17 protein-coding genes and 1 pseudogene are annotated in these 20,523 nt (G+C 45.7%); 3 read left to right on the top strand and 15 right to left on the bottom strand.

Annotated elements, in window-relative coordinates; all coding sequences use genetic code 11:
* Positions 1-14: 14 nt before the first annotated feature.
* Together TRNA_RS29500 and TRNA_RS29495 are read right to left on the bottom strand one after the other, a co-directional pair.
* Positions 15-1,826, bottom strand: coding sequence for a PAS domain-containing protein (locus tag TRNA_RS29500; protein ID WP_003181274.1), 1,812 nt, complete (start codon positions 1,824-1,826; stop codon positions 15-17).
* Positions 1,827-1,986: 160 nt separating this feature from the next.
* On the bottom strand, positions 1,987-4,095 hold the full coding sequence (locus TRNA_RS29495; RefSeq protein WP_003181272.1) for a peptidoglycan D,D-transpeptidase FtsI family protein: 2,109 nt from the start codon (positions 4,093-4,095) through the stop codon (positions 1,987-1,989).
* 347 nt (positions 4,096-4,442) lie between these two features.
* Here TRNA_RS29495 and TRNA_RS29490 point away from each other — a divergent pair, with 347 nt between their 5' ends.
* Positions 4,443-5,165: a CAP domain-containing protein gene (locus tag TRNA_RS29490; RefSeq protein WP_009328594.1), complete on the top strand. Its 723-nt coding sequence runs from the start codon at positions 4,443-4,445 to the stop codon at positions 5,163-5,165.
* Positions 5,166-5,209: 44 nt separating this feature from the next.
* Here TRNA_RS29490 and TRNA_RS29485 read toward each other — a convergent pair whose 3' ends face one another.
* From TRNA_RS29485 to TRNA_RS44440, 4 genes and pseudogenes are all read right to left on the bottom strand, one after another.
* The gene (locus TRNA_RS29485) at positions 5,210-6,082 is read right to left on the bottom strand and encodes an NAD(P)-dependent oxidoreductase (RefSeq protein WP_003181267.1); all 873 of its coding nucleotides are present in this window, start codon (positions 6,080-6,082) and stop codon (positions 5,210-5,212) included.
* A gap of 13 nt (positions 6,083-6,095) precedes the next feature.
* Positions 6,096-6,881: an SDR family oxidoreductase gene (locus tag TRNA_RS29480; RefSeq protein ID WP_011197937.1), complete on the bottom strand. Its 786-nt coding sequence runs from the start codon at positions 6,879-6,881 to the stop codon at positions 6,096-6,098.
* Positions 6,882-6,988: 107 nt separating this feature from the next.
* Entirely contained in the window at positions 6,989-7,915 is a 927-nt protein-coding gene (locus tag TRNA_RS44445) for a methyl-accepting chemotaxis protein (RefSeq protein WP_369878883.1), read from the bottom strand.
* Between the two features lie 15 nt (positions 7,916-7,930).
* Positions 7,931-8,854, bottom strand: a pseudogene (locus tag TRNA_RS44440) (cache domain-containing protein); the annotation flags it as partial.
* A 215-nt stretch (positions 8,855-9,069) separates the two neighbouring features.
* On the opposite strand from TRNA_RS44440, the gene TRNA_RS29470 reads away from it, so the two are divergent.
* Positions 9,070-9,738, top strand: coding sequence for a GNAT family N-acetyltransferase (locus TRNA_RS29470; RefSeq protein WP_003181256.1), 669 nt, complete (start codon positions 9,070-9,072; stop codon positions 9,736-9,738).
* Positions 9,739-9,781: 43 nt separating this feature from the next.
* On the opposite strand, the gene splB is transcribed toward TRNA_RS29470, so the two are convergent.
* The 8 genes from splB to TRNA_RS29430 form a co-directional block, all read right to left on the bottom strand.
* Positions 9,782-10,810, bottom strand: coding sequence for a spore photoproduct lyase (splB, locus tag TRNA_RS29465; RefSeq protein WP_009328597.1), 1,029 nt, complete (start codon positions 10,808-10,810; stop codon positions 9,782-9,784).
* Positions 10,811-10,883: 73 nt separating this feature from the next.
* Positions 10,884-11,117 carry a transcriptional regulator SplA domain-containing protein gene (locus tag TRNA_RS29460; protein WP_003181251.1) on the bottom strand — a complete coding sequence of 78 codons (234 nt, stop codon included), beginning with the start codon at positions 11,115-11,117 and terminating at the stop codon, positions 10,884-10,886.
* A 119-nt stretch (positions 11,118-11,236) separates the two neighbouring features.
* On the bottom strand, positions 11,237-12,955 hold the full coding sequence (gene ptsP, locus TRNA_RS29455; protein WP_003181250.1) for a phosphoenolpyruvate--protein phosphotransferase: 1,719 nt from the start codon (positions 12,953-12,955) through the stop codon (positions 11,237-11,239).
* Positions 12,955-13,221: a phosphocarrier protein HPr gene (locus tag TRNA_RS29450; protein ID WP_003181247.1), complete on the bottom strand. Its 267-nt coding sequence runs from the start codon at positions 13,219-13,221 to the stop codon at positions 12,955-12,957. Before TRNA_RS29450 ends, ptsP begins: the two co-directional genes overlap by 1 nt.
* Positions 13,222-13,321: 100 nt before the next feature.
* Entirely contained in the window at positions 13,322-15,418 is a 2,097-nt protein-coding gene (gene ptsG / locus TRNA_RS29445; RefSeq protein WP_003181245.1) for a glucose-specific PTS transporter subunit IIBC, read from the bottom strand.
* 222 nt (positions 15,419-15,640) lie between these two features.
* Entirely contained in the window at positions 15,641-16,486 is an 846-nt protein-coding gene (gene glcT / locus TRNA_RS29440; RefSeq protein WP_003181243.1) for a glucose PTS transporter transcription antiterminator GlcT, read from the bottom strand.
* Positions 16,487-16,618: 132 nt separating this feature from the next.
* The gene (locus TRNA_RS29435) at positions 16,619-17,590 is read right to left on the bottom strand and encodes a LacI family DNA-binding transcriptional regulator (protein WP_011197935.1); all 972 of its coding nucleotides are present in this window, start codon (positions 17,588-17,590) and stop codon (positions 16,619-16,621) included.
* A 224-nt stretch (positions 17,591-17,814) separates the two neighbouring features.
* Positions 17,815-18,540: an NPP1 family protein gene (locus TRNA_RS29430; protein ID WP_009328598.1), complete on the bottom strand. Its 726-nt coding sequence runs from the start codon at positions 18,538-18,540 to the stop codon at positions 17,815-17,817.
* A 491-nt stretch (positions 18,541-19,031) separates the two neighbouring features.
* Between TRNA_RS29430 and TRNA_RS44270 the strand changes: the two genes are divergently transcribed.
* Positions 19,032-19,166 carry a hypothetical protein gene (locus TRNA_RS44270; protein WP_003181237.1) on the top strand — a complete coding sequence of 45 codons (135 nt, stop codon included), beginning with the start codon at positions 19,032-19,034 and terminating at the stop codon, positions 19,164-19,166.
* 63 nt (positions 19,167-19,229) lie between these two features.
* Here the strand turns inward: TRNA_RS44270 and TRNA_RS29425 are convergent, their stop codons facing one another.
* Positions 19,230-20,324, bottom strand: a complete 1,095-nt coding sequence (locus TRNA_RS29425) for a M24 family metallopeptidase (RefSeq protein ID WP_003181235.1) — start codon at positions 20,322-20,324, stop codon at positions 19,230-19,232.
* Between the last annotated feature and the right edge of the window lie 199 nt (positions 20,325-20,523).

Below are 20,523 nucleotides of genomic sequence, written 5' to 3'. Positions count from 1 at the left end.
GTTGTTTTTTTATTTTATTTTGGAAATAGAATCTTAAATGTCGTGCCTTTTTCTGCTTTGCTGTCGACTTCGATGGTTCCGTTGTGATTTTCGATGATATTGAAGGTGACCATCAAACCGAGGCCTGTTCCTTTTTCCTTCGTCGTCAAAAACGGCTCGCCGATCCGCTTCAGGACATGTTCAGGTATCCCTTCTCCTTCGTCCTCCACCTCGACGACGACCGAATCGTCGGTTTCTCTGACCGTCAAATGAACCGTCCCGCCGTTTGGCATGGATTCGACGGCGTTTTTGATTAGGTTGATAAACACTTGCTTTAATTGATTTTGATCCCCTTTAATGTAAATTTTGTCGTCTGTGAGGATCGTATTGATCAAAATGCCGTTTAAGTTGGCCTGCGTTTCTAAAAGCGCCGTCACTTCGCGGATCAGCCTGATCAGATCAAGCTTTTCTTTCAATGCGTTTTGCTGCGGCTTTGCCAGCATGAGAAGCTCGCTCAAGATCAATTCGATTCTGCTTAACTCGGAAAAGATAATATTAAAATAATGTTCATTTTCTTCCATTGTCGGCTTCATCAGCTGCAAAAACCCTTTGATCGCGGTGAGCGGATTGCGGATTTCATGGGCGATCCCGGCTGCAAGCTGTCCGGCAATCGACAGCTTTTCCGAACGGACCATCAGCTCTTCGGTCTGCTTGCGTTCAGAAATGTCCCTTAAAATCACCTGAACCGCCGTTTCCCCGAAAAATGTCGTAGGGATGCAAACCATTTCTGTATAGATGAGCCTTTTTTCAAATGTATACCACGTCTGTTTTATGATTTCAGATTCGGATTGGCGGTCTGTGATCCGTTTCAGCCTCGCTTTGACATCTTCGTGATCGCATGGGTGCAGGTGTTCGTAAATATCTTTGCCGATTAAATCCTCATACGTCTTTGCTTCAAACAGACGAATGCCCGATTCATTCATAAAGACCCATCTTCCTTTATGAATCACGGCTATCGTATCGATTGAGTTTTGAATCAAGAGCTGATATCGCTCCCTGCTTTTTTGCAAAATGGTCTGAAATTTTTTTCTCGATGAAATGTCAATGAGAAGAAGCAGCTCCGCTTTCTGGTTTTGATAAATGGTCGGCGCCGCCTTGACTTCGAGGTGAATCTGCGTGCCGTCGAGCTTATGCCACGTTTGCTCGATCATTCCGACATCAAGTCCCTGCTGCATCCGCTTAATGCGGTTTTTGACGATGTCATGGTACTCTTTCTCGATAAAATCGTAGGAATACTTTCCGATAATTTGCCGTTTATGCTCGGCTCCGAGCAGGTTGACCATGGCGTCATTTACGTAGACTATTTCCCCTTGAACGCTGATGCACAGAGGGTTTGGCAAGCCTTCGATCATGGCTTCGAATTCCTCTTTTGCCGGCAGCCTGGAGGCTTCTTCCGGAGCGTCTTCCTCTTTTATGGAGCTGCTTTTCTTAGAGGGACGGTCTTCAAACACTTTCATTTTGAGTACAATTTCGCGTTCTTTTTCTCCAACATGGGTCGTCACGAAATCGATCGATGCTTCGATCCAGATCATCGTGTAGTCTTTTTTCACAAATCTGAAGGTGCAGGGCAGCAAATGATGCTCATTGTAAAAATAGCTTTCTACCAGAAAAAGATCGTCTTCGTGTAAATAGTCCTTCAAATACGTACCGATCAGTTCATTCTGCTCGTAGCTTAAGAGCTCTTTGCAATTTGCAGATATGTATATAAAACGGCCGTTAGCTGACAGGACTGCCTGTAAATTCATATGAGGCTTATATTGCTCAAAACGTTTTGTTTTTTGTTCCATCATATCCCTCCTTTATACCCTATTCATGACCAGCATTCATTAAAACTATTTTGCTTAAAAGGATTCGCTAAAATGCGAGAAATCTCCTTCAAAACTTCTAGCATTCGTCAAATTTTGATAACAAAAAAAGAACCCGGAAAAAATCCGTGTTCTTTTTTGTCTAATCTTTGCTGTATTTTTTTTGCAGATCGACATAGGCTTTGACGATTTTGGCGGCGATGTTTTTGTTCATCTTCGTTTTGTCGTCGACATTCGGGACGACAACGCTGAAGGCGACCTGCGGATTTTCCGACGGGTAATAGCCGGCAAAGGTGATATTGTAAGTCCTAGTCCCCCACCAGTTTCGGTTTGTGCCGTAGTATTGCGTCTGCGCCGTTCCGGTTTTGCCTGATACGTCAAGCGAACCGAATGCGCCGGCTGCAGTTCCCGTCTGGGTTACTCGTTTAAATCCTTGCTTGACGATGGCGATGTCGCTTTGAGAATTGTTGATACGATTCAGCACATTGGCAGAGCGCTCTTCAATGACCGGACCGAGTTTTTCGCTTTCTGGCTGGTGAATGCTTTTCACGACTCTCGGCTGCAACCTGTATCCGCCGTTGGCGATCGTTGAAACATATTGGGCGAGCTGCAAAGGCGTGTACGTGTCAAACTGGCCGATCGCTTCATCGAGGAGGAGACCCCCGACTATTTTTGGGTTTGTCTGCATCCCGGCCGACTCCTGCGGCAAGTCGATGCCTGTTTTTACCCCAAGGCCAAATTGATTGAAGTAATACCTCATTTTCTTTAAGTCCTCTAGGTTCGCCGGAAGCGGGCCGTTCGGTACATACGTAATTCCTGCCATTCTCATTGCCACATAGAACATATAAACGTTTGAACTTTTTTCCAGCGCTCTAACTTCATTAGCCCAACCGATAGTGTTTCCTCTGTAGGAACCTTTTTTAACTCCCCCTGCGAAGCTCAGCTCTTGGTCTAAATAACTCTGCCCATGCGGCATGCCGTCCTGATAGCCGGCAAGCACGGTCGCGCCTTTGACCGCCGATCCCATTTCGTACTGGGTTGTAAACGCGCCGATTGCATAGTCGGTGATTTTGCCGTCGACGATCCGCTTTCCGGCCATGGACAGAATGTCTCCGTTATTCGGGTCCATCATGACGACGAACGCTCTGTCCAGCATGTAGTTTGAGCCGCGGAATTTATTAAGCTCCTCTTCGATAGCCTCTTCGACTTTCTTTTGGAGCTCCATGTCGAACGTCAGCTGCAGATCGTAGCCGCGTCTTCCTTCATCAACCGTTTCCTGGCTGATAACCTTTCCTGAACGGTTTTCGGTATATTGGACTTTCGCTTTTTTCGGATTTAAATATTCTTCATATTGATACTCGAGATAGCTTTTTCCCACTCTGTCATTCCGGGCATATCCCCTTGTCAGGTAAAAGTCTTCCCGGTCCTTGATAAGCCCTTGTTCAGGCGTTGTGACGCCTCCGAAAATGGAGTAGAGCGTTTTTTCATAAGGATATTTCCTGGTCCAGTCCATGATGACGTCGACGCCGGGCAGTTCCTCAAGATGCTCGGAAACGCGTGAGACTTCCTCATACGTCAAATCGTTGGCCGGCATCTGTTTAGAAGCCTTCTCATCAAGGAGCTGCGCATCGTTTTTCCCCGCGGTTTTCGGGCTCATCGCCTTGACGATTTGCGGCTCATACGCATAGCCGCCAGAAAATCTTCTGAAAATCGCTGCGACTTTAAGCTCATCTTTGTCCTTTTCCAGCGCTTTGATCTCTTCCGCCGGAACGCGGTCCACCTGAAGCTTGTATGTTTGATCAGACTTGAGGGTTTTCTCGCTGTCTTTCAGAAGTGCAGCAGCTTTTTTCGGGTGTCTGGCAAGCCAGTAATCTTTCAGATCTCTCTCTTTCAGAAACGAAGTATCGATATCGATCAATTCTGCGAGTTTTTTGGCTGTGCTGATTTTTTCCTCCGTTTTTGTGCTAGTCATCATCGTATATGTGATCGCGGGAACGCTTTGGTTGTCGACAACCACCCGCCCGTATCTGTCATACATTTTACCCCGCGGTGCCGGGTATGACGCAATTTTCGCCTCGGTTTTCGAAGCTTCCTGCTCATACGCCTCTCCATTGACGATTTGCACGAGGCCCAGCTTGACAATCAGCGCAGCGAACAAAGTGAACACCGCAAAGAAGTACAGGTTGATCCGCCATAAACGCGAACGCCTGCTCTTTTTGATTTCAGCCGGATCATGTTGAGATTCTGTCACTGAAACTCTCTCTCCTCTCACAATATTCAATTTTACATTAATTAACTGAGATATATTGTAACACTTTTGTAATGGTTGTTACAATCTAAAGTTTTCAAAAAAGCTGTCAATCTCTTTTTATATTAAAATTTAACTAACAAATTTAAATTTTACCACGTTTATGACAAGACGTGTAAAAGAACGATCTGGTTGCATATTGGCAGCAAAGGGTTTTTCTTTTTTTATGTCAAAATTAACAATAATACCTTGTCAAAGGGAATATATGGATCTATTATTTCAAAAAAGCCATGTTATGATTCTAGTGTACGAAACAACAACTACTACAACATTTAGGAGGATTACTGTTTATGAAAAAAGCTTTTCTTTTATCAGCAGCAGCTGCAGCAACGCTCTTCACATTCAGCGGCGTTCAGCACGCAGACGCTAAAGAGCAGCAGCAAGTACAAGTCAAAACCGTTCATTCCATAAATGTAACTGATCTCGCGGGCAAACTGAATATCCAAAACATGAACCAGCTTTCTAAAGCTGACCAAGAAAAAATTCAGTCCCTGCTTCATTCTTATATGAAACAAGCAACTCAACAGCCTAAAGCTTCTGCACCGAAGGCTTCTGCTCCTAAAGCTTCAAAGCCTGCGGCTTCAAAAGAGCAGACTTCACAGCAAAAGCAAAATACAGCGCCTGCATCTTCTTCTGTAAGCGCGTATGAAAAAGAAGTTGTTGAACTGACGAATGCAGAAAGAAAGAAACAAGGGCTAAAACCTCTTACATTGGATGAAAAGCTGAGCAAGGTTGCCCGCACGAAATCTCAAGATATGAAAGATAACAACTATTTTGATCACAACAGCCCGACTTACGGTTCTCCATTTGACATGATGAAGAAATTCGGCATCACATACCGCACTGCCGGAGAAAACATCGCAAAAGGCCAAAAAACGCCTCAAGAAGTCGTCAAAGCTTGGATGAACAGTGAAGGCCACAGAAAAAACATTATGAATCCTAACTTCACGCATATCGGTGTCGGATATGTGAAGGACGGCAACTACTGGACTCAGCAGTTCATCGGAAAATAAGAACCAGCAAAAAACCACTTGCATGCAGCAAGTGGTTTTTTTCGTTATTTGTATTCTGTCCAAAGCTTGTACAGACTTTGGGTGCCGCTGTTTTCTTCGCCTTTTTCAACAAGGGTGTCGTAAAGGCTTTTCGCAAGCTCGAGCCCCGGCATTTTCTCGCCCATCAGCTCCGCCTCTTCAAGCGCGATGCCCATGTCTTTAACAAAGTGTTTGACGTAAAAACCCGGTTCAAAGTCGCCTTTCAGCATTCTAGGCGCTAGATTTGAGAGCGACCAGCTTCCCGCAGCGCCGGTCGTAATGCTTTTCAGCACGTTGTCGGGATCGAGTCCGGATTTTTCGGCGTAGGCCATCGCTTCTGCGACGCCGATCATCCCTGCGGCAATCGCAATCTGGTTGCACATTTTCGTATGCTGGCCGCTTCCGGCCGGCCCCTGATACTGGATGTTTTCACCCATGATCGAAAAGAGCGGGTAGCATTCATCATAAGCTTTCCGTTCTCCTCCGACCATGATAGCGAGCGTGCCGTTCCTCGCGCCGACGTCCCCGCCTGAAACCGGAGCATCCAAAGCGTAAAGTCCTTTCTCTTTTGCGGCAGTCTCGATTTGTTTGGCAAGCGAAGGTTTGGAAGTCGTCATATCGATAAGGTAGGAACCTTTTTTGGCATTTTCAATAATGCCTTCGCTTCCAAAGTAAACCTCTTCAACGTCTTTTGGGTAGCCGACCATTGTGATGATCACATCAGACGACTGCGCCAGTGCTTTGACGGATGATTTCCATTCCGCCCCTTTTTCCACGAGGCTGTCCGCTTTGTGTTTCGTTCTCGTATAGGCGCTGACGGGATAGCCCGCGGCTAAAATGTGCGAGGCCATGCTGTTTCCCATTACACCGAGTCCGATAAATCCGACCGTTTTTTTCATGGTCTCATCCCCCTTAAATTGCTTTTACCATTCCGCCGTCGATCAGCAGCGTTTGTCCAGTCATATATGTATTGCACTCTGATAAAAGAAAGCTTGCATACTGTGCAAAGTCGTCAGGTTTTCCGTAGGAGCCGAGCGGAATTTCTTTCTCATAGCTTTCTTTCACCTGCTGCTCGGAAAGGCCTGTTTTCTCGGCTTTCAGCCGATCAAGCTCTGCCACGCGGTCCGTCGCGATTCTTCCGGGGGCGAGCGTGTTGATCAAAATGCGGTGTTCGGCCAACTCTTCGGCAATCGATTTTGTCAGACCGACGATTCCCATTCGAAACGTGTTGGAAAGCAGCAAGCCCGGAATCGGCTGTTTGACTGATGATGAAGCGATATTAACGATGCGTCCCCCATCCTTTTTGAGATATGGAAAAGCTTCGCGGATTAAACGGACATAGCTGAGCAGATGCAATTCAAATGATGAGGTCCAGTCATCGTCTGTCAGATCAAGCAGGCTGCCGCCCTTCGGTCCTCCGACATTGTTGACAAGCATATCGATCGTTCCAAATGTGTCAGCGGTCTTTTGAACGAGCGCTTTGATCCCGTCGGCGTCTGCAAGATCGCATACTTGATAAGAGACGGTGCCGCCGCCGAGTCCGTTCAGCTCTTCCGCGGCTTTTTTCAAGTCCGCTTCGTGTCTCCCGGACAGCATGACATTTGCCCCTTCTTTCGCAATGGCTTTGGCGATCGCATTGCCAAGTCCTTTGCTGCTTGCAGCCACAAGCGCTGTTTTGCCATTCATCTTTAAGTCCACAATGATCACTCCCTTCCTTCTTATAGTGTAACACGTATATTCTGAAAATTGGGATTGTGAATGTTGAAAAAGGAGAAGTCCCTCTTTCAACAAGAGGGACCTCTTTATTACACGTTAAACTTATTGATCGCATTTAATAATTCTTGGTTGGCCTCGCTCAGCGCTTCAGCCGATTTTGCGATGCTTTCCAGCGCTGTCAGCTGCTCGTTGGCCGAAGCGCTGACCTCTTCCGCAGCCGCGGCAGACTGCTGGGAAATGGCTGAAATGCTCTGAATCGAATCGGACATTTTTTGCTGCTCTCCGCTCATATCCGAGATTTCAGAATAAATGTGGTCAATTGAGTTGACGAGCGCCTGCATTTCAGCAGTAATTTTGCTGAGCGCTTCACCTGTTTCGTGAATCATTCCATTTTGCACTTCATTCATCTTGCTTGCTTCTGTCATCGCTGAAACGGCTTCTTTCGTTTCCATCTGAATCTGTTTGACCGTTTCACTGATGTGCTGTGAAGAAACCGCCGATTGTTCAGCAAGCTTTCTCACCTCTTCTGCAACTACCGCAAAACCGCGTCCGCTTTCTCCGGCACGGGCCGCTTCAATGCTGGCGTTCAGAGCAAGCAGGTTTGTCTGATCAGAGATCGCCGAGATGGCTGTAACAACGTCTTCAATGTTTTTCGTTTTTTCTTCAAGCTGGAATAGCATATGTTCCACTTTCTTTGTCTCCGAGTTTGCTTCATTTGACTTTGCAAGCAGCTGCCCGAGGGCATCGATTCCTGTATAGCTTGCTTCTTCTGATGTTCTCGAAAGTTTCTTGATGCTGTCGGCATGATGTTCGATTTCTTTAATTTTGACAGACAGCCGTTCGGATTGTTCATTGACATTTTCGACCTCAGCCGCCTGTTCAGTCGCGCCTGTCGCCACTTCTTCGATTGCTTTGGCGATTTCATCGCTCGCAGAAACCGTCTCTTCTGAAACAGCGCTTAATTGATCGGTCGTATCCGATACTTTTCCGGACGATGATCTGACTTGCACAATCATTTCTTTCATATGTTCGACCATCTTGTTAAAGTCTTTTGTCAATATACCGATTTCATCTTTTGAGGCAGCTGCTGTTTGGACCGTCAAATCGCCGCCAGCGACTGCTTTTGTTTTGGCAATCAGCTGCTTAATCGGGCCTGTGATCGTTTTGGCAACGAAATAGCTTAAAATGATCGCCGCTGCCAGAGCAATGATTGAAACGATAATGACCATTTTGTTCATTTCCTGCGCGACCCACATCAGCTTCGCCGTGTCGAACTGCGTACCGACTTTCCAGCCCGTACCGCCGACAGTCTGATAAGCGATCACAGTATCTTTGCCTACTTTGATTCCGTCTTTTGATGACGGGATGTCCCGATATGTTTTATCATTCGATATATCGTCGCCCTGTTTTGACGGGTGGGCGAGCATTGTCCCGTTTTGGTCCAAAATAAATGCGTAGCCGTCATAAGGCATCTTTTGATTTTCGATAATTTTGTTCAATGAATTCAATGACAAGTCTATACTGACAACGCCTTCAACTTTATTATTGACGACGATGGCTTTTGCCGCAGTAACTGTCATATCTCCGGAAACCGCATCTTTGTAAGGTTCCGTCCAAACGACTTTGTCGGGTGTTTTTGCAGCTGACGTATACCATGGCCTTTCAGCCGGATTATAATCATCATCAAAGGTCGTTTTCGGAAATGTAAACATTTCCTTCTTTTTTGTGCCGATATAAGCTAAATTGACATACTCATTTTTTTCTTTTAATTGTTTTAATTCATCATTGACGATTTTTATAATTTTATTATCCCCGTCTTTTAAGAATGAGTGAGCCATTTCTCCATCACTTATACGATTCAAAGAAATCTCGTAGTGTTCTAATTGAAGCTCAATATTTCTTTTAATTGAACCGAGGAGGCTGGACGTTGATTCTTTTGCCTCATCTTCAAGCATCGATTTCAACAAATGTGTTGTCGAGAACTGTAGGACGATAACCGTCAAAACCAGCAGGACGGCAACAAATCCGGCAATTTTGACATGCAGTTTTTTAAACAAATGAAACCCTCCTTTACATGCACCTTCATATTCTTTTTATCGGCAAAAATTTCGCAAAATTAAGATAGCCTGTTAAAATAACGGTATAATGGAGGAAATAGCAAAAGGAGTGATTGGCGATCTATAAACAGTTTTACGTCGATAACGGCACTTCTTATCAGCAGGTGGACATCCGCAATTACAGCAAAAAAGATATTCCCGGTTTGATTGCTCTCCAAAGAGAATGCTTTCCGCCTCCGTTTCCGGAAGACCTTCTGTGGAATGAAGAGCAGCTCCATTCCCATATTGAACGATTTCCCGATGGAGCGCTTTGCGCAGTTTCCGAAGGCCGCATCATCGGTTCGATGACAGCGCTCATGGCTGATTTTGATCCGCATCATCCGCACCACAGCTGGGATGAAGTGACGGACAACGGGTATATCGGCACACATCAAAACGATGGAAACTCCCTTTATGTCGTCGATATTTCCGTGTCCCCCGACTATCGAAAACTCGGCATCGGAATGCGGCTGATGCAATCCATGTATGAACTGACGGTCTTTAAAGGGCTCAAGCGTCTCATTGGCGGCGGACGGATTCCCCATTATCACAAGTCGGCTGAAGAAATGACGCCCGAACAGTATGTTCAAGCTGTATTGGACGGGGAAAAGCGCGATCCAGTGCTCTCGTTCCTGCTTCATTGCGGACGCTCTCCAGTTTGTGTGATTCCCGGCTACATTGAAGATGAGGAATCGCTTGATTATGCGGTGTTAATGGAGTGGAAAAATCCTTTTTTAACATAATGTTTTCAAAACAAAAAACAGAGCTTTATCAACTAAAGCTCTGTTATGTGAAATATTCGATTTTTGCTTCGGGAAAATAGTTGTCGATATACGATTCAAGGGCGCTGCGAAGCTCTGCTTCTTCATCCTTCTGATAAATGTATTTGCCAATCCCGTATCTGCCCCATTTATAGCGCCGTTTTTCTTCATCCAGTTCGAGCTTTGTCTTTGGATAGTTTTTTTCAATGACTCTCTTTGCCGGCTTCGTGAATCTATGCTGGATCATTTCAAAGGTGATGTCGCGCCTCGCATGCTGCGGCAGCGCACGATCGAGCTTTTCCAGCAGAACTCTGTAGCCTTCCTGCCAGCCGTCATGAATATAAATCGGAGCGATGATAAAACCGAGCGGATAGCCCGCTTCCGCTACTTTCACGGCGGCTTCGATCCGTTTATCCAACGGGGATGTGCCGGGTTCAAAGCTTTTAATGACATATTCGGCATTCACGCTGAAGCGGAAGCGCGTTTTTCCGTTGTGCTTGGCATCGAGCAAATGGTCGACATGATGAAATTTTGTCACGAAACGCAGCTTACCATGGTCGGTTTGACCGAAATGCTCAATGGCGCGTTTTAACGTATGTGTCAAATGGTCAATTCCGACGATATCGGATGTGCAGGAAGCTTCAAACCGCGTATCTTCGGGAGCCCTTTCTTTTATATATTGATCCGCCTGCTCAAGTATTTCCTCCACATTGACGTACGTTCTGATATACGGCTTGCTGCCCATTGTCGTTTGCAGGTAGCAGTAATGACAGTGACCCATACACCCTGTTGCAAACGGGATCGCGTATTCTGCGGACGGTTTTGACGAATCGAACTTCAATGTTTTTCTGACGCCGATCACCAAAGTGGATTTCGCATTTCTGTATTTTTGCAGGTGGCCTTCCCCCGGGATATTCCTCACCTGGTTGTGTGAAGTTGTTTCCCTGATCTCAAGTCCCATGTTTGAAAATTTATCCCTCAGCTCTTTTCCAAGCGGATATTCCAGGGCTCTCGGTTCAATATAGACGAGTTGGGGAACAAACGGTTTTACCATTGGAAACAGACACATCCTTTGCATATTTCCATTACTTTTTGCATTTAGAGGATGTGATATACCGGTAATGTCTTCATATCCCGTCAAATAATTCACGGTAAAGCCGTTCCGCCTCTTCATATGAAGAAAAAACGGCATCATCTTCGGCAAAGGCGTGATATGTATCATACATAAACAATGCCAGTTCGCCTTCGTGAAGCGGATGATCAACGACTTCAGCTTCCTTTATATGCGCCACATTCGCTGCATGCGGATTCCGGTAAATGACATACACCTCATCTCCCAGTTTGAATGGCTGCCTAGGCATATCAGAATCCCCCTTTCTAACAATTGGTCACATGTATTATCTCCGCCGCAGCCGGGATCATTCAGATAAACAAAAAACCCGGACGGGCATTGGTGATGCCGGTCCGGATTTTCAATTGCTTATGCCAGGTTGAAGGTTTCTTTTACGAATTGTACAACCTCTTCTGTTGTGCTCATAGACAGAATTTGCTCTTTGAACGATTCTGTCTCTTTTTTAGAAAGCTTGCTGATTTGCGTTCTTGCCGGCAGGATTGACGTCGCACTCATTGAGAACTCGTCCAATCCAAGACCCAGCAGGATCGGGATCGCAATTTCATCTCCCGCCATTTCGCCGCACATGCCGACCCATTTTCCTTCTTTATGAGCCGCTTCAATGACAAGCGTGATCAGGCGGAGAATCGCAGGATTGTATGGCTGGTAAAGATAAGATACCCGCTCATTCATCCGGTCAGCAGCCATCGTGTATTGAATCAGGTCATTCGTTCCGATGCTGAAGAAATCGACTTCTTTAGCAAATTGATCAGCGATGACCGCTGTTGAAGGGATTTCAACCATCATACCGACTTCAATGTCGTCGGAAACTTGTTGGCCTTCAGCTTTCAGCTTTTCTTTTTCTTCTAAAAGAATCGCTTTCGCTGCTTTAAATTCGTTTACAGTCGCGATCATAGGGAACATAATTTTTAAGTTTCCATATGTACTTGCCCGAAGCAGCGCACGAAGCTGCGTTCTGAAAATCTCTTGCTCATCAAGGCAAAGACGGATCGCTCTGTATCCTAAGAAAGGATTCATTTCTTTTGGCAGTTCTAAATATGGAAGCTCTTTGTCTCCGCCGATATCAAGAGTACGAACGACAACGGATTTGCCTTCCATACGCTCAAGAACGGTTTTATAGGCATCAAATTGCTCCTCTTCTGTCGGAAGCTGGTCTCTGCCCATGTAAAGGAACTCAGTTCGGTAAAGGCCGACTGCTTCTCCTCCATTTTCCAAAACGCCTTTTACATCATCAGGTGTACCGATATTAGCGGCAAGTTCCACGTGATGGCCGTCGCTCGTTACAGTCGGTTCGTTGACAAGCTTTGCCCATTCGGCTTTTTGCGCCAGGAAGGCTTGATGCTTTTCTTCGTATTCGCTGATTGTTTCCTGGGAAGGATCAACGATGACATCGCCATTGATGCCGTCAACGATAACTGTTACGCCGTTTTGGATGCCTTTCGTTGCCGCTTTTGTGCCGACAACGGCCGGAATTTCAAGCGAGCGCGCCATGATGGCAGAGTGGGACGTCCGTCCGCCGATATCTGTTGTAAACCCTTTTACAAAGTTGCGGTTTAATTGCGCTGTATCAGACGGTGTCAAGTCTTCGGCCACGATGATGACTTCTTCGGAAATCAGGCTCGGATTCGGAATCTCAACGCCGAGAAGATGCCCTGTGACACGCTTGGTGACATCGCGGATGTCCGCGGCGCGTTCTTTCATATATTCATTGTCCATCGACTCGAACATGGTGACGAACATGTCGGCCGTTTCTTTTAAAGCGAATTCCGCATTGACAGAATCAGATTTGATTTTGTCTTTAATCGGGTTTAACAGTTCAGGATCGCTTAATACTAACAAATGTGCAGAAAAGATTTCCGCTTTATCTTCGCCAAGCTCTTTCAAAGCATGGTTTTTAATGGTTTCAAGCTCTTTCTTAGAACGCTCGATGGCGTCTTCAAAACGATTTACTTCCGCATCAGAATCAGAGATGTTTTTCTTTTCAACCGTTAGATCAGGCTCCTCAAGCCGATATGCTTTTGCAATCGCAATACCGGCTGAAGCGCCTATTCCTTTTAATTCAAGCATTATTCGCCTAAACCTTCGCTTTTCATTGTTTCTTCAAGTGCGGAAAGAGCATCATTTTCATCAGCGCCGGAAGCAGAAATCGTGATTTCAGCACCTTTGGCAATACCTAGTGACATAACGCCCATAATAGATTTAAGGTTTACTGTTTTTCCGTTATATTCCAAATTAATATCTGCATCATATTTGCTTGCTGTTTGTACAAGAACAGTCGCTGGACGAGCGTGGATTCCAGAATCTGCAGTTACTTTAAACGTTTTTTGTGCCATTTTTTATCAATCTCCTTTTAATTTAAAGCTTTGAGTACATTCACAATATTATATCATACAGCCGTACATGTCATCTGACAAGTACGGCCATTTTGTGAATTTATTTTTCGATGCGGACGATGTCGTCCTGTGTCAGGCTGACATTGCCTTCTGCCTGCAAGCTCACGCTTTCTCCTTCTTGAAGGTTCGTGAACACGATCGGCGTCATCAGGGAAGGTACATTGTCCTTCACTTTTTCAATGTCGACTTCAAGCAGTTTCTGGCCAGGCTCAACCCTGTCACCTTCAGAAACAAATGAAGTGAAGCCTTCTCCTTTCAGACTGACTGTGTCGATTCCAAAGTGGATCAGAATTTCTCTGCCGCCGTCAGACTGCAGACCGATCGCATGCTTTGTCGGGAACACGTTCAGCACTTTCCCTCTTACAGGTGACACAACTGTGCCTTCTGCAGGAAGAATCGCAAATCCGTCACCCATCATTTTTCCGGAGAATACTTGGTCCGGAACATCTGCAATCGGATGAAGTTCACCCGCAAGCGGTGAAACGAATACTTCTTCACCTGATTCGTTTTGAAGAGGCTCAACCATAGCTTCTTCGATTTGCTGCTCCACTTCCTCGGCAGCGTTCGGCGCTTTTTCAGGACGAGGCGTCCGGCCTGACATAATGTCTTGCATTTGTGATTTTAAATTGTCGGATCTTGGTCCGAATATCGCTTGGATGTTATTGCCGACTTCCAGCACGCCGGAAGCGCCGAGTTTTTTCAAGCGCTCTTTGTCAACTTTCTTCTGATCGTTGACTGTTACGCGAAGTCTTGTGATACAAGCGTCAAGGTGCTTGATATTTTCCTGGTCACCCATCGCTTCAAGAATTTGATAAGGAAGATCTCCTGCTGCTTCTTTGCCTTCATCAGCGGGTTCTGCAGCTGCATCTTCGCGTCCAGGCGTTTTCAAGTTGAACTTGCGGATGGCAAATCTGAATCCGAAGTAGTAGATGACAGCCAGGACTAAACCGACAGGAATGACAAGCCACCAAGCTGTACGGTTCGGCAGAATTCCGAACAGGAAGTAGTCGATCAAACCGCCGGAGAACGTCATCCCGATCTTAACATTCAAGATGTCCATCATCATGAATGACAGGCCGGCAAACACACAGTGAATCGCAAACAGAATCGGTGCGACGAACAGGAATGAGAATTCGATCGGCTCAGTGATCCCTGTTAAGAATGATGTTAAGGCTGCTGACCCCATAATACCGGCAACAAGCTTTTTGTTCTGCGGTTTTGCTTCATGATAAATGGCAAGCGCTGCCGCAGGAAGACCGAACATCATGAACGGATACTTACCGGTCATAAATGTACCCGCTGTCAATTCGACGCCGTCTTTGATTTGCGCCATGAAAATTCTTTGGTCACCGCGGACAATTTCTCCCGCCTGGTTCGTATAGCTGAAGAACTCATACCAGAACGGCGAGTAGAAAATATGGTGCAGACCGAACGGAATCAGAGCCCGCTCAATCATTCCGAAGATGAGAGCTGCGACCGCTTCATTGGCTGCAAGCAGGTTCGTTGAAAAGCTGTTCAGTGCGCCTTGAATTGGCGGCCAGATAAACAGCATAACAAGTCCCAGCAGCAATGCACAAATAGATGTAATAATCGGAACAAAGCGCTTTCCGGCAAAGAATCCTAAATATTGCGGAAGCTCGATTGTGTAGAATCGATTGTACATGGCTGCGGCCAGGACACCGACAATAATACCCCCGAATACTCCCGTTGCCAATGTCGGTATCCCGAGCATTGTCGTGTATTCCGGATGGTTTTGAGTAAAGAACTGTGCTCTTTCAACTGCATCGCTTGGAATTGAACCGTTTTGAAGGAGCACTGCACTCATCGTGACATTCATAACAAGATATCCGATAATAGCAGCGATTCCGGCAACGCCGTCGCCGTTAGCCAAACCGATGGCAACCCCGACAGCGAAAAGGAGCGCCAAGTTGGTGAACACAACGTCACCTGAACTTTCCATCACTTTCGCAACAAGCTGAACGGTGCTGTTCGTTAAGAATGGTGCGACTTTTGTCATCTGCGGATTTTGCATGGCATTACCAAGCGCGAGCAGAATCCCTGCAGCCGGCAGGATGGCAACAGGAAGCATCAGCGCTCGTCCAATTTTTTGCAGAACGCCAAATAGCGATTTAAACATTTTTTAACCCCCTCTAAGAATAGTTTGACCTTACAGCAAAAATTCATGACAACTTCGTTCAAAAGACTGCTTTTTCATCTAAATAAACCGTTTACATTTCGCCTTTAGAACGACAAAAAAGGCATGGTGAAAGCGGGTACACTAAGAAACAAAAGACAGCGTCTTCATTTCTCCCCTTTTTTCACTCATGCCTGATCGAATCAGTAACACGTTATAAAGGCGTTATGAAATTTTATTAGTCAAACGGTACAAATGCAATGTCAAATAAACGGCTTCTGCCTCATGAACCGGTTTCTTGAGCGCTTGCTGCAAGATCTTGATCATCTTCCAAGCAGTATTGTAACACAGCGGATATTCCGTTTTCAACAACAACATTAATTTTTCCGGTTCCTGAATCGGCTCGTCCCGTTTTATCCTGTCAATCGTAAAGCGCAAGTGCCTGATCAGCCGCAAATAGTTCACGCTTTCCCTGTTGACTTGCATCTGGAATGAATCTTCGATGACCTGGACAAGCCTGGAGATCAGTTGTGAATGCTGATTGACTTCAGAAAGCGGGCGGTTTGTCATCGCACTGTGGATATGAAGCGCGATGAACCCGATTTCACCTTCAGGCAGCTGAATGTCGGATTTTTCATTAATCATATCGACGGCTTCCTTGGCGACTTCGTATTCCTTCGGATAAAGCGATTCCGTCTCAAGCAAAAACGGATTTTTCATATCAAATCCCTTTTCTAGACGCTTAACTGCAAATGCGATATGGTCCGTCAGGGCGACATGAATGTGTTCGTTCAGCGGCTGGCCGATTTTTTGCGCGATATGGTAGATGACATCATTGGCGATATCAACCATTTTTTCATCGACATAAGTGAGGAGCTTCTTATACTGCGATTGTTCCTTATCATTTTCCAGGATAAACATTTTTTCGTAGTTCTCATGTTCGATAAGATCTCCGCGCTTTTTACCAAAACCGATTCCTTTGCCAATCAAGACAACTTCTCTGTAATCATCATGGAGAGCGATTAAAACGTTGTTGTTGAGTACCTTTTCAACGGTAAAGGATCTGTTCACGATCCTCAGCTCCTTTTTGTCATCAATCTCTCATATCGTACAAAACTCATGAAAGCGCGTCAATTTATTTTGACGTTTTTGATGAAAAATGTCGAATTTTGATCACTGTCTGGAAAAAGATTGATGTTTTGATTACACAGTCGCCCTTTTGATCAGCTTGTAAGGAACAGTCAGTTTTTCCGGCCCGGCGCCGCCGATTCTTTTTTGCAGAAGGCGAAACGCGCGCTTCCCCATTTCCTTTATATTGATTTCAATTGTTGAAATGCCGAGCACTTCGCTGATCGGCTGGTTGTCACAGCTTAAAATAGCGAGGCTTCCGGGAATATCCACTTGATGCCGCTGCGCTTCAAGAAAAATACCGGCTGATACTTGGTCGTTTGCGACAAAAACAGCCGTCGGCTTCTCCTCCATCCCTTTCCATTCGGAGAACAGTTTTTGCCCGTCGGTAATTGTCAGCGACCGCTCAAATACCCACTCTTCCCGGTAAGGCTCCCCGATCGCGGCCAAAGCTTCCTTGTATGCCTTGAGGCGAAAATGGCTGTTCATGCCGTTTTTCCTTGCCAAACCAATCGCGATTTTTGTGTGCCCTTTTTCAATTAAAAAATCCAATCCAAGTCTGAATGCTTCTTTATGCGGAATGCTGACCGTTGCAAAGTGCTGCTCGCCTGAGTCCTGGCACAGGATGAACGGGCCGGTTTCACGCCAGTCCAAAAGCGCTTCATCGGACATCGCTTTTGAACAGAAAATCAGGCCGTCCACCTGTCTTTGTTTCAGCTGCTCCAATGCAAAAATTTCTTTTTCCAATTGATAATTTGTTTGGTAAAGCGAAAAGTGAACGCCTTCCTTCGCAGCTTCTTCAGCGATTCCTTCCAGCAGCTCGCCGAAATAAGGAAGGCTGATGGTCGGCAGCACAACGCCTATCATGTTGGAAAAGCCTTTGGATAAATGAACGGCATGCATATTCCTTGCATATTCGAGGCGTTCAATCGTCTCAAGAACTTTTTGACGCTTTTCTTCTTTGACATACGGGTGGCCGTTGAGAACCCTCGAAACAGTCGTGATGGAAACCCCTGCCGCTTCAGCTATTTCCCTGATATTTGCCATTCGTTTCCCTTCTTTCATTCAAATCTTTTCGCACATCCGGATCATTTCATCATAAAGAAATTATATCGCTTTGAGCCATAGATTTTGATCCTTTTGGCCATTTTTTCGGGATTCTATTGATATGAAGAAAACAGCGAAGAAGATTTCGGAGGAGGTACAAGGCGGCGAAAAAAATCGGCTGATATGAAAATATTTCACAATCAGCCGGATACTCGAAATATTTTTTATCTAAACCATGCTTTTCCTAGGTTATTCGTGAAATTGTGATCATTGAAAGGAACGTTTGCGCTTCCGAAATCCGTTGTGTTCAATGCGTTTCTTGCGGCAGGCGTCAAATCTTCCCACCCGATGAGAGGCTGGGTGCCGCCCTTTGCACTGTCCACATATAGGCTGTGGTTGATCGGCGGTTGAGGAGCATCATAGCGGATCTTCGGATGATCGCCTTCCATAATATTGTTGTTTGGCGCTGTTTTTTGAAATTTACCGTGTTGAGAATAAGCGATGGAAAGCACTTTTGGATTTTGATTTGCCGGATTGTCGATCCATACGACGATACCTTCCCAATCATGTCGATGGCCGAATGCTTTTAAAGGCAGAGGTGAATCTTTAGGAAAATACCATGCATACATAATCGCCCAAACTCCATTATACCATGCGGATCGTGAGTACACTTGTCCCACGCTTTTGCTGCAGTGGCCTTCGGGCGCTCCGGTAGGCTCCAGACCTCCGCTTGTGTTGCCTTGTGCGTCAACTGCCGGAAAAGGCACGCAGCCGCTCGCAACCTTCAAATAAGGCTGAAAACGTTTGGCCGCTTTTTGGGAAACCGTCACAGGGGTCACTTCGCTGAAGCCTTGCACTTTGTCATGATCAATGACTTTCGCCTCAGCTGCCGGTACTACACTGACAAAAGCAAACATCGACATAAACAGTACAAACCCTAATTTTTTCACTCTTTCTAGCTTCCTTTCAGAGGTAATGGATGGCTTCAAATCATTAGAAAAATCCTTAATGCTTATTTGTTTTATGGGTGATTCCGCAATCGTTGCGGAGACTGAAATATCTGGATGCGAGATGAAAAGATTTTGTCTAAAACAGTAATTTATCAGTGTTTTTCCCGTGTAATCCCCCCTTTCTTCTGAGCTAAGTATACAAATTTTTCACATGAGAATAATGATGCAATCCGATTATCTTTTGATCAAACTAAATCACCAAAACAAAAGCAAAAAGGCGTCATAGATTCATTCATCAAACGATCATCACAGGACTTTTTTGGCAGCATGCAGCCCCAATAAACTCAAGCGATGGTCAAAATATTCCAGAACCCTTTGGCATCAGAAGTTTCTTTTATTGATTTAGGGCTTGATATGGAAAGCGTTTCATAATTTAGAATGAAGACAGCACCGGTGCTGAACACGTTTACATTCCAGAAAGGAGAAGGAAAATGGGCATCTTCATTCTGATCCTATTATGTATCGTTATCGTGCTGTCTTCAAAAGCAGCGATGAAACCCCTCAAAGAAAAACACGAAATCAAACCATTCCGTTCCTTTGACGATTTCTTCATTTCAAAGGATTGACGGTGAGATGAAAAGATTCACTTCCGTAATAAAATAGAACCCGCGCACGGCGGGTTCCATTTTTTATGAAATGACAGTCAGCTCTTTTGGATACTTTGTCAGCGCTTCTGCTCCATCGGCTGTAACAAGTACATCATCCTCGATGCGAACGCCTCCGATTTCCGGCACATAGATGCCGGGTTCAATCGTGTATACCATGCCTTGTTTCAAAAGTTCGTCATTGTTATGGCTCATGGACGGGTATTCATGAGGCGAAATCCCGAGCCCGTGCCCTAGGCGGTGCGGAAAGTAATCGCCGTAGCCCGCTTTTTCGATGATGCCGCGCGCTTTTAAATCAAGATCGCCGATTCTCACACCGGGTTTGCTCATCTTAAGCGCCTCCGTTTCGGCTTGAAGCACCGTATTATATATTTCTTTTTGTTTTTCGCTCACATTTTGATACACGAGCGTCCTTGTAATATCAGAGCAGTATCCGTCAATGATTACACCTAAATCAAAGAGGACGAAATCGCCCGGCTTGAGCGTCCGGCTGCCGGGGTTTCCGTGCGGCTGTCCCGATTTTTCTCCAAAAAGGACCATTGTGGAAAACGACATCCCCTGGACTCCTTTTTTCTTCAGCTCATACTCGATTTTAGCGACGACATCGATTTCCGCTATCCCCTCTTTTAATGCGGCGGCTCCTGCTTCGACCCCGTAATCGGCAAGCTTGGCCGCTTCGCGGAGGATGCTGATTTCTTTTTCGTCTTTGATGACGCGGATTTGGTTCAGCCTTTCTTCTGCAGAGACAAGCTCCGCACCGTTTGTGACCGCCTGCAGCATTTCGGCGCGCGAAAGAGCAAGCGTTTCTTTTTCAACCGCCACTTTTAAACATTGGCCGTTTCGCTTTTGAAGCGCTGAGGATATGAGTTCCCAAGGGTTTTGATGATCCCCGTATCCGATGATCTCATACGCCCAGCCGGCTGCTCTCGCCTGACCGGCCTCCATTTGCGGACAAACAAAAAACGGCTCTTCATCTTGAAAAATAAAAACGCCCATCAGCCGTTCATGCGGTTCTGTATAAAAGCCGGTAAGATAAAATACGTTTTCTTTTGAATGAATAAAAGCCGAAGATATGTTTTTTTCTTTCAGCCAGGAAGAGATTTGTTCAATTCTTTCCATGCTCTGTTCACTCCTTGAGACAGTTTCCGTACCATACATGTAAAATGTAAAAGCATCATATCCATTGTATCAGTTTTTCCCGTCTCTTGCTCACCGCTTATGTATTGTGGGGGTGCCGCCCGCTTCTATTATTGCCGCCTCTTCCTCAAACTGCCCTCTGATGTGAAAAACGGCTGCCGTTAGCATGCAGCCGTTTCTT

The sequence above is a fragment of the Bacillus licheniformis DSM 13 = ATCC 14580 genome (assembly GCF_000011645.1).
Lineage (GTDB): Bacteria > Bacillota > Bacilli > Bacillales > Bacillaceae > Bacillus > Bacillus licheniformis.
This window is presented reverse-complemented; position numbering and strand designations above follow the sequence as displayed.

Excerpts from the sequence above, each read along its gene's own strand:
- TRNA_RS44445 (WP_369878883.1), bottom strand. The coding sequence starts at position 7,915 with ATGATTGTGCAAGTCAGATCATCGTCCGGAAAAGTATCGGATACGACC.
- TRNA_RS29450 (WP_003181247.1), bottom strand. The coding sequence starts at position 13,221 with ATGGCACAAAAAACGTTTAAAGTAACTGCAGATTCTGGAATCCACGCT.
- TRNA_RS44270 (WP_003181237.1), top strand. The coding sequence starts at position 19,032 with ATGGGCATCTTCATTCTGATCCTATTATGTATCGTTATCGTGCTGTCT.
- TRNA_RS29485 (WP_003181267.1), bottom strand. The coding sequence starts at position 6,082 with ATGAAAAAAACGGTCGGATTTATCGGACTCGGTGTAATGGGAAACAGC.
- TRNA_RS29425 (WP_003181235.1), bottom strand. The coding sequence starts at position 20,324 with ATGGAAAGAATTGAACAAATCTCTTCCTGGCTGAAAGAAAAAAACATA.
- ptsG (WP_003181245.1), bottom strand. The coding sequence starts at position 15,418 with ATGTTTAAATCGCTATTTGGCGTTCTGCAAAAAATTGGACGAGCGCTG.
- ptsP (WP_003181250.1), bottom strand. The coding sequence starts at position 12,955 with ATGCTTGAATTAAAAGGAATAGGCGCTTCAGCCGGTATTGCGATTGCA.
- TRNA_RS29500 (WP_003181274.1), bottom strand. The coding sequence starts at position 1,826 with ATGGAACAAAAAACAAAACGTTTTGAGCAATATAAGCCTCATATGAAT.
- splB (WP_009328597.1), bottom strand. The coding sequence starts at position 10,810 with ATGGTAAAACCGTTTGTTCCCCAACTCGTCTATATTGAACCGAGAGCC.
- TRNA_RS29460 (WP_003181251.1), bottom strand. The coding sequence starts at position 11,117 with ATGCCTAGGCAGCCATTCAAACTGGGAGATGAGGTGTATGTCATTTAC.
- TRNA_RS29435 (WP_011197935.1), bottom strand. The coding sequence starts at position 17,590 with ATGGCAAATATCAGGGAAATAGCTGAAGCGGCAGGGGTTTCCATCACG.
- TRNA_RS29490 (WP_009328594.1), top strand. The coding sequence starts at position 4,443 with ATGAAAAAAGCTTTTCTTTTATCAGCAGCAGCTGCAGCAACGCTCTTC.